Raw genomic sequence first — 15,207 nt, 5'->3', positions numbered from 1 at the left:
CGAACCTGATGGTCGTGCAAAGGTTTCTAGCTATAAGTCAAACTGCGACGGCAACATCACTACATCTCGAATCGTCACATGACGAGGACGCGTTAACATAAAAACCAACGCTTCAGCCACATCACTGGCATCCATTAGACTGCCTTTGGCCTTGGCTTCTGCCAGTTTGTCCGCTGGCCAATCGGATAACAAAGAGGTAATCACCGGACCTGGCGATACAGAGCCAACCCGAATACCGTGCTTGCTGACTTGTCTACGCACTGTTTGCACAAAACAATTCATCGCCCATTTAGAGGATGCATAAACAGGCTCCCAAGGCGTTGGAAAATGTCCCGCTAACGAACTTGTGATTAAAATATCACCCACGCCTCGTTCAATCATATGAGGTAAAACATCACGTACGTTCTTAATGACCACGTTAATATTCAAGTTCAACATTCGGTCTATGGCGTCGTTGTCGGCATCAACTAGATCTCCGCCTACATACAAACCCGCATTAGCGTGGAAGATATCGATCGTCTTAACTTTTTCTAAAATACGCGGCACCAGCGCCGAGCAAGAAGCTGGATCTAATAAATCGACAGCAAGGGTCGTTACCGCGTCACTATATTTGTCTTGTAAGGTCTTTAGCGCCGCTTCATCGCGATCCACAATAACTACCTTGGCACCCTCTGCTATCATACCCTCAACGCTAGCAAGACCTATCCCTGATGCGCCCCCCGTCACGACGGCGACTTTTCCTATTAGTGCTTTAGACATGATTTTGTCCTACTTATTGTTATTGATAGATAATCAAACGCTACCATTCTATGAGTGTTAAATTCTGCTACTTTTTTGTCCATCACTAATCAAAATCACGCCTTACTTAGTCGTCATGCTTCTTAAGAGAAAATACAGATGAAATTAGAAAAGACATTGCATAAAAATAGCCTTCCATAAAAAAAGATAGAAAAATCATAGGAAATTATGAATGTTCAATTTTTTTGATCAATTGACTCAAAAACCTCCGTTATCTATTTGGTTTTTTTTGTATATAGTGCCTACATAGTAAATAACACCCACCCAACATTAAGGTAACTGAAAATGCAATCATCATTCATCCAAAAAATCACTCACACAACCTCTGGTATCGCTAGCACAATTTTGCGTATTCCAGTGGGTTTAATTCTAATGGCACATGGTGCACAAAAACTGTTTGGCTCATTTGGCGGTTACGGATTGGAAGGCACGGGGCAATTCATGGCGTCCCTTGGCCTCGAACCTGGCTACCTAATGGCGCTTTTAGCCGGTAGCGCAGAGTTTTTCGGTGGCTTGGCCTTAGTCATTGGCTTACTGGTTCGTCCAGCGTCTGCGGTCATCGCTTTTACTATGTTAATAGCGATCTTCTCTGTTCATTTTTCAAACGGCTTGTTCATGGCAAACAACGGTTATGAGTATGCATTGACACTGCTGATTGTCGCTATTTCTTTGGTATTCAGTGGTGCAGGTGCCTTATCGATTGATAAAGCAATTTCTGCCAAATAATGACTCACCTCGTTAAAAGCTAGATATACTGAAAACCTCGATACCTACAATATCGAGGTTTTTATATTTTATAGGCGCTTTAAGAGGATATAGGTGACACAAAACCGTCTGGTTTTAAGGCTAAAACTGAACATTGAAGCTGGGCAAGTATGGTTTCTGCTGTGTTACCAATAATCACTCCTGCAATGCCAGATCTTGCAACTGTTCCCATCACCATCAGATCCGCACTAATGTTATTGGCTAACTTGGGAAGCTCTCTATCGGGTGACCCCTGTACTATATGGGTTTGTGGAGACAAATACCGAAAGGTTTCTTCCCCCAGCATTTGCTTTAAACTATCCATCATAGTGTTCATTTGATAACGTCTATTACGATATTCGCTCTCAAATAACTGTTTTTCTACTTTCTCTGGTTGTTCCACCCACAAACCAATAAAACCCGCATGAGGAACATCATAAGCATTTACCACGTGTAATGTCGCCATCTCTGATAATGCAAGTAAACTCGATAACTCTAAGATTTTTTTATTCAATTCATAATTAATTTCTCGAGGACTAGACTCAAACTCACTGTCAAAATCTACTGCCGCAATAATGTTTTTGTATTTTGGCTTTTCATTTTTCTTCATTAACCAAACAGGACATGGACATTTACGCAACAAATGCATGTCATCACTGCCTAATAGACGATCAAACCAATCAAGATTTTTCGCCTCTTTAATCACTAAATCGAATTGTTTATCGTATACAGCGCGAATGGTTTCTATGTACTTTTTGCCAAAACGAACCTCTGCCCTTGTATTCAAAGATTGGTCTATCGATTGAATGAATGTGTTTAACCTATCACGCTCTTTTTCTAGAACTTTGTCCTTTATTTCTTCTTCCGTTATACCAGTCAAATGCACAAGCCCCGTTGATTTGATCTCAGGATGAATATGCAACAAAGTCAAGTTAGCTTGATTCGTCTTTGCTAAGTTAACCACTTGAACAAGAGAGGATGAAAATACGTCCGTATCATCCTCAAGAACGTAAACAATGTTATTAAACTTTTTCATGATTAAATTCCCTTTGTCTATTTCGATTCATCTTCGATTGCAAAACCATCAAGCAAAAGTTCTGTGGCGCGATCAGCAGCATCTTGAAAAGGCTCTAAAACAAGATCAACCCCTAAATGCTTCAACAGCTCTGTTTCTAATTTGGTTTGCGATACGGCTGCTATTTTTCCATCAAAACTCGTCGCTTTCACCAATTGCACAATGGTTCTTGTCGTATCTTCAAAAGACAGTCCTGTGTGATGATGAGGAATCGTTGACACAACCCACATGGCTTTACGTAATGGCAACTCAGCAATGAACTCTGCATCGGTTGCATCACCATATTCAGAATTAAGCCCTAATTGGTTCCATAGCTTTATCGCTGAAGGATTAAAATCCACACCCAACACTCTCACTCCTTGGTCAGACAACCGAGTGGCGATGGCAGTTCCCAAACGCCCCAAACCAAATATCACTACCTGAGGATGATTGCTCAACAATACTTCAACATTCTGTTCTCTTGTCGGATTTTCTCGTTCAAACACCCCCAATATTGGTTCAAAAAGCCTGTACAATTGATGAGAGTAAGTAATCATATAAGTTGATACAGCAATAGTAATAATGCCCACCAACGTTGCTAATCCAAGAATATCTTGCGAAACATGTCCCAAACTAATGCCCATCGCAATGAAAATAAGAGAAAACTCACTTATTTGAGCCACAGTGAGTCCCGCCAAAAATGCGGTTCTTTTTCGATAGCCCATCACCCCCATGATGGCCAACACAATCAATGGATTACCAATCAAAACAAATAGCGAAAAGATAATCGCGCCATAAATGTTTGAGCCTAGTAATGATAAATCCAGTGTTGCACCTAGTGCGATAAAGAAGAATAAAAGCAAAAAATCACGTAACGGTGCCAATCTAGCGGCGATGCTTTCTCGAAAAGGTGTAGAAGCAAGAGACACCCCAGCTAATAAGCCACCCACTTCCATGCCAAGACCAGCCATATGCCCCACAGCGGCAAATAGAGCTGCTTGTGCAATCGCATAAATGACCAATAACTCAGGAACCCGTGCCAACATGCTCGTCAAAGTGTTAGCGACATAACGAATAAACAAAATAACAAATATTAGTAGTCCTGCCGCTGAACCAGCGACATGCAATACTGATGAATCACTAGATTCTCCCTGCCCAGAACCAATACCAATCGTCGCTAAGACGATCATAGCCATAACAACGACTAGATCCTGGACAATCAAAAAACCAAGCGCTATTTGTCCATGTAGAGAATCAATCTCTCTTTTGTCAGACAAAAGTTTTACGATAATAATGGTTGAAGAGAAAGTAAGCGCAACCGCAAGATACAGGCTTGAAATAGCATCTAAGCCAATCATCAGTCCAATCAAATAACCAATAATAGAGGTAAAAGCCACTTGGCCAAGTCCGGTTAATACCGATACCCAACCAATAGACTTGATAAGCTTTATATCCAGCTTAATGCCCACAAGAAACAGTAAAACAGCAATACCTAATTCAGAAAGCAGCTTAATTTGTTCTTTTGAATGTACAATATCAAGAGCCGATGGACCTGCTATTAAACCGACAGCAATAAAGCTCACAATCAAGGGCTGCCTGAGTAATAAGCCAACTCCTCCAGCCAACGCCGCCAATACCAACAAAGCCGCAATTTCATTGAAAGATGACTGAGTGATTAATTCAAACAAAGCAAACTCCTCATATGGAAATAATAGAGAACGGCCCTAAATTCTTATGCTTATGCTTATGGCAATGAAAGGACATCTCATCTCTTGAGAGTAAAACGCTTTCTCATTTTCTACCAGTTAAGCCAGACAATTGATAGACGGACAAAAAGAAGATCAAGTTCCCTTACTAGCAGAGGCATTCACTTTCTATTGATTTAGATCATAAAAAGCCCCTGATGATGAACATCAGGGGCTTATGATTTTCTTACTTTGTTTTAAATAACGTATAATTAATAATTCATTTTGTAACCTTAATCACTCACCACGACTCGGTTACGCCCTGTGCCTTTCGCTTCATATAAGGCCGCATCGGCTCTATTGAGCACTTGTTCGTAATGATCGTCTGTCATTTTAAACAAGGCAACACCTAAGCTAGCAGTGACATATAAGCTTGTATACATTTCGGTATCGGCAACTTTTTCGCGCAGCGCTTCAGCCAAGTGTTGCGCGTTCTCAATCTGCGTATTAGGCAAGAGCACTGTGAATTCTTCGCCACCAAATCGCGCCACCATGCCCTTGCTACCAACGATACTTTCTAATACGGCGGCCATTTTCTTAAGAACCGTATCCCCAACGGTGTGACCATATTGGTCATTAACCTTTTTAAAATGATCCGCGTCTACCATGATAACTGCGTATGGATTGCCAGACTCGCGCGCTAATTCATATTCTTTTAGTAGCTCTTCATCTAACGCTAATCTATTGCATACTTGGGTCAAACGATCTTGGCGTACGATGGCTTTTAAGGATTGATTGGTGGCTTCTAATTGCGCGGTTCTTGATTGTACTTTTGCTTCTAAGGTACTGTTCAATTGCAACAGTGTCTGCTCTCGATCCAATAGTGACGACATCATGTCTTGTAATGAACGACTCAAACTGGTGACTTCATGCGACTGACTATCTTCTTGAAAGGTGACATGTCTATCACCTTGTTGTATACGATTAGCGGTTCCCGCCAGCCGCTCCAAAGGAAAACTTAGAGCCCCCGCCAATCGATACGCCAAAATCATGCAAAATAAAGTAGATATAATACCGAGCGTCAGTAATAGCTTATACAACTCGTTAACCGTTGACATGGCGATGGCAACAGGTTGGCGGACCACAATATGCCAGCCTAGATTGGTCGATTCAGGTGAGTCAACAAACGCTTTGCTGGTGAGATAATCTTTGCCATCCTGCCAAATAAGGGATTCAAATTGGCCGTCTTTGGGTAATGTCGTTGGCACATAAATATCACCAAGATGATTGTCTGGATACAAGACATCACCGTCATTATTGATAATAAACATGTCAATTTCTTTGGTTTTAGAGACGGCTGTAAAAGAAGAGGACAACACTTCTTTCGCCCAGAGCCAATTCGCATGAGTGGCCACAACGCCTTCTAATTTACCCTGTTCATTGATGACGGGCGCTGAAAAATCCACAAAGCGAATAGGAGCACCATCTTCTTGTTTGGGCAACAATGACTCGAGCAATAAAGCTTTGTGGAGGTCGCCAATAAAAGGACCAGATCGTCCATTAATAAACCAAGGTCGTTGGCTAACATCCGCCCCTTTCAACAAACCATCGCCCGACGCTAATACCACCCCTTCGGGGCTGGCAAACCCTATCCACGCATAATGTTTATAAGAGTTTTTCACCTGATCAATGGTCTGCTCTAACTCTGTCAAGTTTTGATTCTGATACAAGGAAAGCCGTTTACTCAGCAGTATAATCTCCCGTTCACGCTCTATTAAATTCGCCGTAAGCATGTTCGAAATAGACTGACTAATGCCAACCAGATACTCACCACTGGCATTGGAGAGGCGTGTCGACGCCACATAATAAGACGACGTCACTAACACTAAACTGAGAGACAGTAACAATCCTCCCGTCAATAAAGTGATACGACTCCGGAAGGTGTGAATTCCTTGCAACATCACGCAGCAGCCCCAAAATGAAATAGGTGAAAGAGGCAAAACAGTACCAGCTTATTAAGGCAAATTACATAAAAAAGCACCGCTGCGAGAGGGTTAACACTTTTGACGTATAAAAAAGCCCCGATAGTTTCCTATCGAGGCTTTCCTGTTCATGACGCTACATCCGGTATTATTTACCCGTTGCGCGAGAAACGTATTCGCCGGTGCGAGTATCAACACGTAGCACTTCACCAATGTTGATGAATAGTGGCACACGAACCATAGCACCTGTTACCAAGAAAGCAGGTTTAGAACCACCGTTCGCCGTATCGCCCTTCACACCTGGATCGGTTTCTTTTACTTCCAGTTCAATGAAATTAGGTGCAGACACCGCCAATGGGGCACCGTTGTACAAAGTAACAACGTATCTTTCTTGCTCTTTTAACCACTTAATCGTGTCACCGACCGCGGTTTCATCGGCAGCGTGCTGTTCAAATGAACCATCTACTGACATGAAGTGCCAGAATTCGCCATCCGTGTACAAATACTCCATATCGGTATCCATAACATCTGCCGTTTCTAAGCTGTCACCAGACTTAAAAGTACGTTCCCAAACGCGACCGGTTTTTAAATTACGCAGCTTGATGCGGTTAAAGGCTTGGCCCTTTCCTGGTTTAACGTGTTCGTTGTCAATGATCGCACATGGATCGCCGTCGACCATTACTTTAGAACCGCTGCGCATTTCGCTGGTAGAAATATTAGCCATACATCCTCACAGTATATTTTTAGAGAAAAAGCTCTGACTGGCGTATCATGTCAGTCCCAAGATCTCTGCGAACCTCTTTTATGTCATTTAAAGCCTTTAAATAGACCAATAAAAAGAGCGTTTGCAAAGATCTCTAAGAGCCACTGGCCGAGTAGGCCAAGATAAGTTGGCGCAATCATAACCCAAATGAACACAATTTTGCAGATATTTGACGTGATCCCGATTCAAACGAAGAACAATTTAAACTGGTCGCAACACCTGTCACAGGCGATCACCTCTTTACCAGAGCTGGTTGAGCACTTAGGTCTGCCAAAAAGTCTTGCCCTGCAAGGCGTTGAGGCGCATAACAGTTTCAAGCTCTTAGTACCTCGCCCTTATTTGTCGCGTATTGAATATGGCAATCCAAACGATCCGCTACTGTTGCAAGTTTTACCCAGCCTTGCCGAAATGCAAAAAGTGGCGGGCTATACAAAAGACCCTCTCGAAGAAGCCGATCATAATCCGCAAAAAGCCATCGTGCATAAGTACAAACGCCGCTTATTGGTGATCACCACGGGCACTTGCGCAGTGAACTGCCGTTATTGTTTCCGTCGTCATTTTCCTTACGGTGATAATCAGCTGGCGCAAGCGGAATGGGACTCGGTAATCGACTATCTAAAGGCACATCCAGAAGTCAACGAAGTGATCTTGAGTGGCGGCGATCCTTTGATGATGAAAGACGCTTTGCTCGCTGACAAAGTCCGTAAGTTGGATGCCTTGCCGCAAATAAAACGCCTGCGCATTCATTCACGTTTGCCTGTGGTGATTCCTGACCGTGTTTGTGATGACATGCTGGCGTGGATTAACGCCAGCCGATTAGACGTTGTCATGGTGTGGCATATTAATCATGCCAATGAAATGGATGAAGAACTCGCTCACGCCGCTTATAAGCTAAAAAGAGCGGGCGTTACTCTGCTCAACCAAGGTGTGTTGTTAAAAGGCGTTAACGACTCTGTAGAAGCCCAAGTCAACCTGAGCGAAGCCGTGTTTGATGCTGGCATCTTGCCTTACTACATGTTCACCTTAGACCCAGTCGAAGGGGCCGCGCACTTTGATATTTCTATTGAAGAAGCACAACAGCTGATGGGCAAAGTCGCAGCAGAACTGCCTGGTTATTTGGTGCCAAGGCTTGCCAAGGAAATCCCCGGCAAGCCTGGAAAAACGGTATTTGCGCCGACGTTTAATCTTTCCAATGAAAAACAAACACCACGTACGGATAGCTAAACTAAATGAGCGGGCAATTTGACGATCATTTGCCCGTACAAATCGCACCGCTCATCATGATTAACTTCCCAGATAACCTGAGTACATGGGATATCCTGAAATATTCAGATCTTCCGGAAACTCCACTTTTAGGATGGTTCCTGTATCTGATTCAGTGATAAACAAGGTGCGTAAACCTTTGCCACCGAAAGCACAGTTAGTCGTACCCAAACCTTGCGGAGATCGAACAATGGCAATTGGCCGCCCTAAATTATCATGAATCCAAACCAACCCCATGCCTGTTTGACAAACAACAACACCATTTTGAGCCGTGAGTGCCAAACCATCAGGACCCGCACGACCGCCATTAAATTGCAGGAACAAGCCCGCTTTGTTAACACGACCACTTTCAGATAAAGGTAAGCGCCATACAGCATTTGCGCGTGTTACCGCCAAATACAAAACATGACTGTTTACATCTAATACTAAGCCATTTGGACTGGGAGCCGTATCAATTAGGCAAGTCAGCTCACCTGTCTCAGGCTGCCAACGGTATACTCGACCAGTGGGATCATGCAGACCCGTCTGGCCTTGATCAGTAAAGTACAGAGAACCATCAGAGCCAAAGTGCAAATCATTGCAGCCTTTAAAACCTTCGGAATCACAGTCCTTCAAGACCGCTTTAACTTCCCCCGTCTTCGGATCCAGTTGCATGATGCCGTTCTGAAAATCGGCAATAAAAATGCGCCCATCTTGATGAATTTTTAAGCCGTTAGGCTGGCCATCGTATTCCGCAATTTGCGATACATTTCCTGCTGGATCCGCTCGCATAATGCGGCCAAATGGAATATCAACAAAATATAAATTTCCATCACGGTCGAACGAAGGGCCTTCAATAAAGCTATCAACCGTAGCGCCTCGTTTATTACGAGTCGCCCAATAAGAACTCGCATTTGGACGACGTAAGGATTCAGGTAACTCAGTAAAGACTTCCGCATCAAATATAGCGGGCTCTGGGAGAGGATACGTCATGTTATCAACCTGTTGTTAATGAGGGTAAATACAAAGCAATCTCAGGAAACGCCATTAATAGGAAAAGAAACCCTACTATCACAATAAAAAATGGCAGAGTTCCTAGGACAACATCTTCTACTTTAACCTTGTCAGAAGAGCTAGCAACCACAAACAAGATCACCCCCAATGGTGGCGTGAGCTGCCCCAGCTCCACCAAAATAACCACAAACACACCGAACCAAATAAGGTTAATATCCAATGCGATCAACGCAGGAAAAATCACAGGTACAATAATCGCTATCATCCCTAGGCCTTCCATAAAACAGCCCAAGATAGCAAAAATCACCATAACAATAATAAGAAACGCAATGCGTGAAACTTCAGCATCTTGTAAGTAGTTCACCAAGGTTTCACCCGCTCCAGACAAGGCCGTTGCGTAAGCAAAAATCATGGAAGTGAAAACGATAAAAAGAATATTACCGCTCATTTTGATCGTGCGGGATAACGCATTTTGCAACAGAGTAAGATTCAAACGTTTATATATGCCCGCGATTAGCATGGCACCTAAAACGCCCACTGCTCCGGCTTCTGTTGGCGTGGCAATACCACCATAAATACTGCCCAAAACCATAAAAATCAGCATTAAGAATGGCAGTACATCAAGCGCAGCAGTATACAACTCTTTAAACGTCAATTTGCTCTTATCGGCTGGCGCTAAGCTTGGATTCATAATGCACCGAATCATAATCAAGCCCATATAGAACAACGCTAACAAAATCCCCGGCAACATACCTGCCGAAAATAATTGAGCAATAGACGTCTCTGTAAAAGTTGAATAAATGATCATGGTGATCGAAGGTGGAATCAAAATACCTAACGTTCCCCCAGCCGCTAATGAACCAGAGACCAAACGAACGTTATAACCACGTGATGACAATTCTGGCAACGCTACGGTCGACATCGCTGCGGCCGTTGGCGCACTGCCCCCTGAAATAGCAGCAAAAATACCGCTTCCCGCAATATTGGTATGCAACAAACCACCAGGTAAGCGACGCACGAATGGCGATACACCCTTGTAAAGCCGAGAACTTAATCCTGACCCTAATAAGATTTCCGCCATTAGAATAAATAGTGGAATAGCCGCAAGGGTAAAGCTATTGGCAGATCCCCAGCTAACTATACCCAAGGCTTTCCAACCGGCAAAGCCCTTAATTGCGCAGAGGTATGCAAGTCCAGCACTGGCAACAGCAAACTGCACCCACATCCCACCAATAATAAGTCCTACAAGAAGACCAAATATTAAAATGCCTTCCATTAGTTATGACCTTCTTTCATACGGAACAGAATAAGTAGATGTTCCGCTAAGAACACCCCAATAACAGTAAAACCTAACGGTAAAAGCGTTTGCGGTATCCATAAAGGTGTGCGCAATACAGTTGGAGCAAACTTTCCTCGGCTAAAAGAACTGTCTACTAAGTCGAACGTCTTCAAGGCCAATACCACACAAATCACAATAGCAATCAGAGTAAATGCCATACCAAACAACCTTCTTAACTTATAGGGTAAGATATCGAACACCATTTGTACTTGGAACAAAGAGTTTGCTCGCACAGCCATTGCCGCCCCAAATAAGGTAAGCGCGACGACTAAATACCCTGTCACCTCTTCAACAAAGCCAAATGAATAACCAAACACTGATCGCAGAAAAACCTCTAGTGACACTAATGTGACCAAAGTACAAAGCATGACTGAAGAAAGTAGACTAATGTTTTTGCCCAGAAAATTAAAAACAGGTGCAGCGGGCGCCACACCTTTCAAAGTTTGCTCGGAATACATATTATTTACCAATTGCTTTTAGCACTAATGCCAGCGCTTGTTCGTATTGAGGGCCATTCTCTTTTGCCCACTCAGACCAGTATGGACGCAACAAATCACTTGCCTTTTCGGCATCTCCGTTTGCAGCCATCATAATGGTCATCCCCATCGACTGCTGAAAAGCCATTTGCGCTTTTTCATCTTCAATGAATTCGGCCGAAATTTTCTCGCCTTCTTCCGAAACAATCGTACGGAGTTTTGCTTGGTCTTCCTTGTCTAAATCTGCAAACGAATCCGTATTTGCAATGATCATGGAGTTGCCGTAATTCACAGCAAAACGGTAATTATTTGATAAGAACTCATGCCACGTCTTCGCACCACCAGCACTGGCTGTCAATACTCCATCAATCACGCCGCGCTCAAGGGCGGTAGGCACTTCACTGCCTGATAGAGTGATAGGCAAACCACCAAAAGCTTCAACAAAATGACCTTGCTCCGGTGAGGTCACACGGATTTTACGACCTTTGATATCAGTCAACTGATTAACCGGGAAAGTGGTAAAAAAGACCTGCTGTGGATAACGGTAACCTCCTAGTAACACAACATCTTGCTGCGCGAAGGCTTCTTCAAGCATGGGTTGCATCGCCGCATAGGCTTTTTGCCACTCTTGATCGTTATTAATTAACATTGGCAGATTCAGTACGCGAGCAATCGGGACGTTACCAGAAAAGAAGAAGTCTGCAGCAAAATCTACAATACCATCGCCTACTGCTTGAGTTATATCAGAGGATTTAATTTGCAGGGTTTTACCGAGATGAATTTTGATATCTAAATCACCATTAGTCTCAGCAGCAACGCGCTCACTAATGCGATTCATACCTTTCACCGCAGCCGTCGTTGATACAGAAGAATAAGTATAACCAGTCCAACTAGTAGCATGAGCTGCAACTGTACAAGCCATGATGGCACTGGCAACAATCATTTTTAAAGTCATATAAGTCTCCGTAGCATTTTCGCTCTATTTATTATTGTTAACAAAACTAGGAAAGGTGCTTGACCATTAACTAAAGCAAGGGCCACCTCACTTAGAAGCTAGCCCTTACCAACTCAATGCTTATTCCCCCTTAGATTGACGATTTTTGACAAGACGGCGCTTGATCATAGGGCCAACAACGACCGCAATAGTCATAGCAACCAACACTAAGCTCGTAGTGTTAGCAAATAATGCAGACCATTGTCCCTGACCAATCAACAGCGTTAAGCGTAGGTTTTCTTCAGCAAACCCACCTAGGATCAAACCCAATACCACAGGAGGTAATGGAAATTTAAACTTATCCATGACATAGCCAATTAAGCCAAAACCCAACATTAGGTAGACATCGAACATACGTTCGTTAATTGAATACACCCCGATAAACATCAACACAATGATGATAGATCCCAATACTGGACGAGGAAGTTTTAATAGATGGGAGAAGCTATTGGTTGCTAATGAACCACCAAGGAAAATCAACAAAATAGCACCGAACAAGAACTGCCACATAAAACCGAAAACAATATCCGGATTATCGCGGAATAACATTGGGCCTGGCTGTAAACCATGTACTAATAGACCGCCCAACATCACCGCGGCTACTGCAGTACCTGGAATACCTAGCGTCAATGCAGGGATAAGTGCCGATGCAGTATCAGCATTATTCGCCGTTTCAGCTGCGGCAACGCCTTCAGGTTCACCTTGGCCCCACTCGTTTGGATTGTTGCTTGTACGGCGCGCTTCATTGTAAGCCATGAAGGCTGCCATTGAACCGCCAGCACCTGGCAAAATACCAATCCAGATCCCAATGAAAGAGGAACGAAGCCAAGTTTTCCAGAAGCGGAACATCTTCGGCAAGCTGCGTATCAAGGATTCTGTTTTGAGCGCTTTACCCGCTTCTTTCGTTTCTAGTGGCTGCTCAAGCAAGTCGATTACCGGTGGCATGGCGTAAAGACCAACTAACAAAATAACCATGTTGATGCCATCTAGCAACTCAAGCTGTCCAAAAGTAAAACGGTCTTCACTGGTAATAGGATCAGCACCAACCATGGAGACAAAAATACCAAAGCAAGCACTAATCAAACCTTTTATTGGACTTTCACCTAGCAAGAAGATAATACTGCACAAACCAAATACAGCGATCCAAAAAACTTCTGAAGGCCCAAATAATAGCGTTACTTTTGCTAGTGGTGGCGCAAGCAACATCAAAGCTAGAGCACTAGCAATACCACCAATGGCGGAAGACACCACCGCAACCTGTAATGCAAAACCACCACGACCTTGTTGGGCCATAGGGTAACCATCAAAACTGGTTGCTACTGCAGCAGGTGTGCCCGGTATACGCAGCAATACTGCTGGAATCGCACCACCGTACATAGCACCATTGTAAATACCGGCCATCAATCCTAATGCCACCAATGGGTCTAGGCCAAACGTAAAAGGCACCAAAACAGAGATAGCCATCGTTGCACTAAGGCCCGGCATAGCTCCTACAGCAATACCAGATAGAACACCAATAACAACGGCAAAAAAATTATCAAACGTGAGTACGCTCGGAAGAGCTGAAATTAGATCCATATACATAATCTGTCACCTCTACCAAATGGAACCCATAGGAAAATCTTTAGCCATCGCCATGCCAAAGATTAAATAAATACCAGCAACAACAATCACATCAGAAGCCACCAAAACCTTTAGGCTTCGACAACCAAAAAGATACGCAGCCACTGGGACAAAAATAGCGGTAGCCAAATAAAATCCAAAAAGATCGACACTGGTGACAAATACAAAAACCGATAGTAGTGCACCAAATACACGTCCTGGGGATTGAAGAGCTGGTTTATTAGGCGTCTTATTCGTTCGAGCCTTTTTAATATCTGTTATCACTAAGATAACGGACAACACCATCAGCGCGATAAGCATAGCAACGGGTAACAAGGAAGCATTACCTGTCAGCTCTAACGCTGGGAGGAGGAACGCAGCTGATGCGATAAGAATGCAAAATGCAATTACTATCATCGGCCGCAACAATGGATTTGTATTGTTATTATTCATCACAAGCCACTACCTGTTAGGTAAATTATGGTGCGGAGGCAATCCTCCGCACTCTGTACGTTATTTCCAAGGTGTGGTTTCCCACGCTTGTTTCGCCAATTTATACAATTCATCATTTAGCAGTTTAAAATCAGGTCCGATAGACGCCTCAACAGGGTTAGCGGTTGCCTTCATTTTGGCTAATAATTCAGGATCGTTGGCCGCACGGTTAAACGCCTCTAGAAGTTTTAGCTCTACCTCTTTTGGTAAACCTGCCGGTGCAACAAAACCACGCAATGCGCCGTTATAAAACTCCACGCCTTGCTCTTTAAAGGTTTCAACATCTGGAGCAAACTCAGAACGTTTTGCCTGGGCAACACCAATGACATTCAACTCATCTTTAAAAGCCGCCACTTCAGAAATATTCAAAACGGCAGCGGCAACATGCCCACCCATTACTGCGGTACGTGCACCAGAAGAACCTTTAAAAGGAATGATGGTGTATTCTGTATTGGTGATATTTTGAAACTTAGTTAGACCAAGATGATCATCACCACCTAGGCTTGACATGCCAACGGTAATAGATTTGGGCGTTTTTTTAGCCGCTTCAATAAATTCATTGGCATTAGTAATCCCAGATTTTTTAGAAGTCACGATAACGTTTGGATCGCTAACAATGTTGGCAAGGTAAGTAAAACTGTCTGCTGAATATTTAGTATCTCTATCTAATGTGCGCGCCATCATACCAGGAAGGTTGTACGTACCAATGGTGTAGCCATCAGGATCAGAATGGGCGACTTCGGTAATACCAATCTGTCCACTAGCACCAGGAACGTTTTTAACGACTATGCTGGCATCATTACCAAGGTATTTTTCAACATATGGGGCAATATTACGTGCCATCACATCCGTACCACCACCCGCAGAAAAACCAACGATTAAAGTGATAGTTTTTTCTGGGTAATCAGCCAATGCAGCACCCGATGCGAATAACAAGGCACTCACAAGCGCAGCTTTCTTTTTATAATTGAACATGCGTCTTCTCCGAGGTTTTTAAATTTAATTAGGAGCGATCCCCCTGA

The 15,207-nt window shown here is 43.4% G+C and carries 14 protein-coding genes; 2 read left to right on the top strand and 12 right to left on the bottom strand.

Annotated features, from left to right (window positions below; translation table 11 throughout):
* Positions 1-30: 30 nt before the first annotated feature.
* Positions 31-759, bottom strand: coding sequence for an SDR family oxidoreductase (locus tag DKT73_RS12430; RefSeq protein ID WP_111638872.1), 729 nt, complete (start codon positions 757-759; stop codon positions 31-33).
* Positions 760-1,083: 324 nt separating this feature from the next.
* Here DKT73_RS12430 and DKT73_RS12425 point away from each other — a divergent pair, with 324 nt between their 5' ends.
* Positions 1,084-1,524 (top strand): DoxX family protein, encoded by a 441-nt coding sequence (locus DKT73_RS12425; protein WP_111638871.1) that lies wholly within the window; start codon positions 1,084-1,086, stop codon positions 1,522-1,524.
* A 79-nt stretch (positions 1,525-1,603) separates the two neighbouring features.
* Here DKT73_RS12425 and DKT73_RS12420 read toward each other — a convergent pair whose 3' ends face one another.
* From DKT73_RS12420 to efp, 4 genes are all read right to left on the bottom strand, one after another.
* Entirely contained in the window at positions 1,604-2,578 is a 975-nt protein-coding gene (locus tag DKT73_RS12420) for a universal stress protein (RefSeq protein ID WP_111638870.1), read from the bottom strand.
* 17 nt (positions 2,579-2,595) lie between these two features.
* The gene (locus tag DKT73_RS12415; RefSeq protein WP_111638869.1) at positions 2,596-4,284 is read right to left on the bottom strand and encodes a cation:proton antiporter; all 1,689 of its coding nucleotides are present in this window, start codon (positions 4,282-4,284) and stop codon (positions 2,596-2,598) included.
* A 290-nt stretch (positions 4,285-4,574) separates the two neighbouring features.
* Positions 4,575-6,242 (bottom strand): sensor domain-containing diguanylate cyclase, encoded by a 1,668-nt coding sequence (locus tag DKT73_RS12410; RefSeq protein WP_111638868.1) that lies wholly within the window; start codon positions 6,240-6,242, stop codon positions 4,575-4,577.
* Between the two features lie 169 nt (positions 6,243-6,411).
* Complete coding sequence (efp, locus tag DKT73_RS12405; RefSeq protein WP_111638867.1) at positions 6,412-6,987, bottom strand: elongation factor P; 576 nt, start codon at positions 6,985-6,987, stop codon at positions 6,412-6,414.
* A gap of 213 nt (positions 6,988-7,200) precedes the next feature.
* Here efp and epmB point away from each other — a divergent pair, with 213 nt between their 5' ends.
* Positions 7,201-8,250: an EF-P beta-lysylation protein EpmB gene (gene epmB, locus DKT73_RS12400; RefSeq protein ID WP_111638913.1), complete on the top strand. Its 1,050-nt coding sequence runs from the start codon at positions 7,201-7,203 to the stop codon at positions 8,248-8,250.
* A gap of 60 nt (positions 8,251-8,310) precedes the next feature.
* Here epmB and DKT73_RS12395 read toward each other — a convergent pair whose 3' ends face one another.
* From DKT73_RS12395 to DKT73_RS12365, 7 genes are all read right to left on the bottom strand, one after another.
* On the bottom strand, positions 8,311-9,261 hold the full coding sequence (locus tag DKT73_RS12395) for an SMP-30/gluconolactonase/LRE family protein (RefSeq protein WP_111638866.1): 951 nt from the start codon (positions 9,259-9,261) through the stop codon (positions 8,311-8,313).
* A gap of 4 nt (positions 9,262-9,265) precedes the next feature.
* Positions 9,266-10,558, bottom strand: a complete 1,293-nt coding sequence (locus DKT73_RS12390; protein ID WP_111638865.1) for a TRAP transporter large permease — start codon at positions 10,556-10,558, stop codon at positions 9,266-9,268.
* On the bottom strand, positions 10,558-11,079 hold the full coding sequence (locus tag DKT73_RS12385) for a TRAP transporter small permease (protein ID WP_111638864.1): 522 nt from the start codon (positions 11,077-11,079) through the stop codon (positions 10,558-10,560). Before DKT73_RS12385 ends, DKT73_RS12390 begins: the two co-directional genes overlap by 1 nt.
* A gap of 1 nt (position 11,080) precedes the next feature.
* Positions 11,081-12,052, bottom strand: coding sequence for a TRAP transporter substrate-binding protein DctP (gene dctP, locus DKT73_RS12380; protein WP_111638863.1), 972 nt, complete (start codon positions 12,050-12,052; stop codon positions 11,081-11,083).
* Positions 12,053-12,172: 120 nt separating this feature from the next.
* Positions 12,173-13,675 (bottom strand): tripartite tricarboxylate transporter permease, encoded by a 1,503-nt coding sequence (locus tag DKT73_RS12375; protein ID WP_111638862.1) that lies wholly within the window; start codon positions 13,673-13,675, stop codon positions 12,173-12,175.
* Positions 13,676-13,687: 12 nt separating this feature from the next.
* On the bottom strand, positions 13,688-14,146 hold the full coding sequence (locus DKT73_RS12370) for a tripartite tricarboxylate transporter TctB family protein (protein ID WP_111638861.1): 459 nt from the start codon (positions 14,144-14,146) through the stop codon (positions 13,688-13,690).
* A gap of 60 nt (positions 14,147-14,206) precedes the next feature.
* A complete protein-coding gene (locus DKT73_RS12365) occupies positions 14,207-15,160 on the bottom strand; it encodes a Bug family tripartite tricarboxylate transporter substrate binding protein (RefSeq protein WP_111638860.1) in 954 nt (317 codons plus the stop codon).
* Positions 15,161-15,207: the final 47 nt, after the last annotated feature.

The sequence above is a fragment of the Marinomonas shanghaiensis genome (genome assembly GCF_003259175.1).
Classification (GTDB): Bacteria; Pseudomonadota; Gammaproteobacteria; order Pseudomonadales; family Marinomonadaceae; genus Marinomonas; species Marinomonas shanghaiensis.
This window is presented reverse-complemented; position numbering and strand designations above follow the sequence as displayed.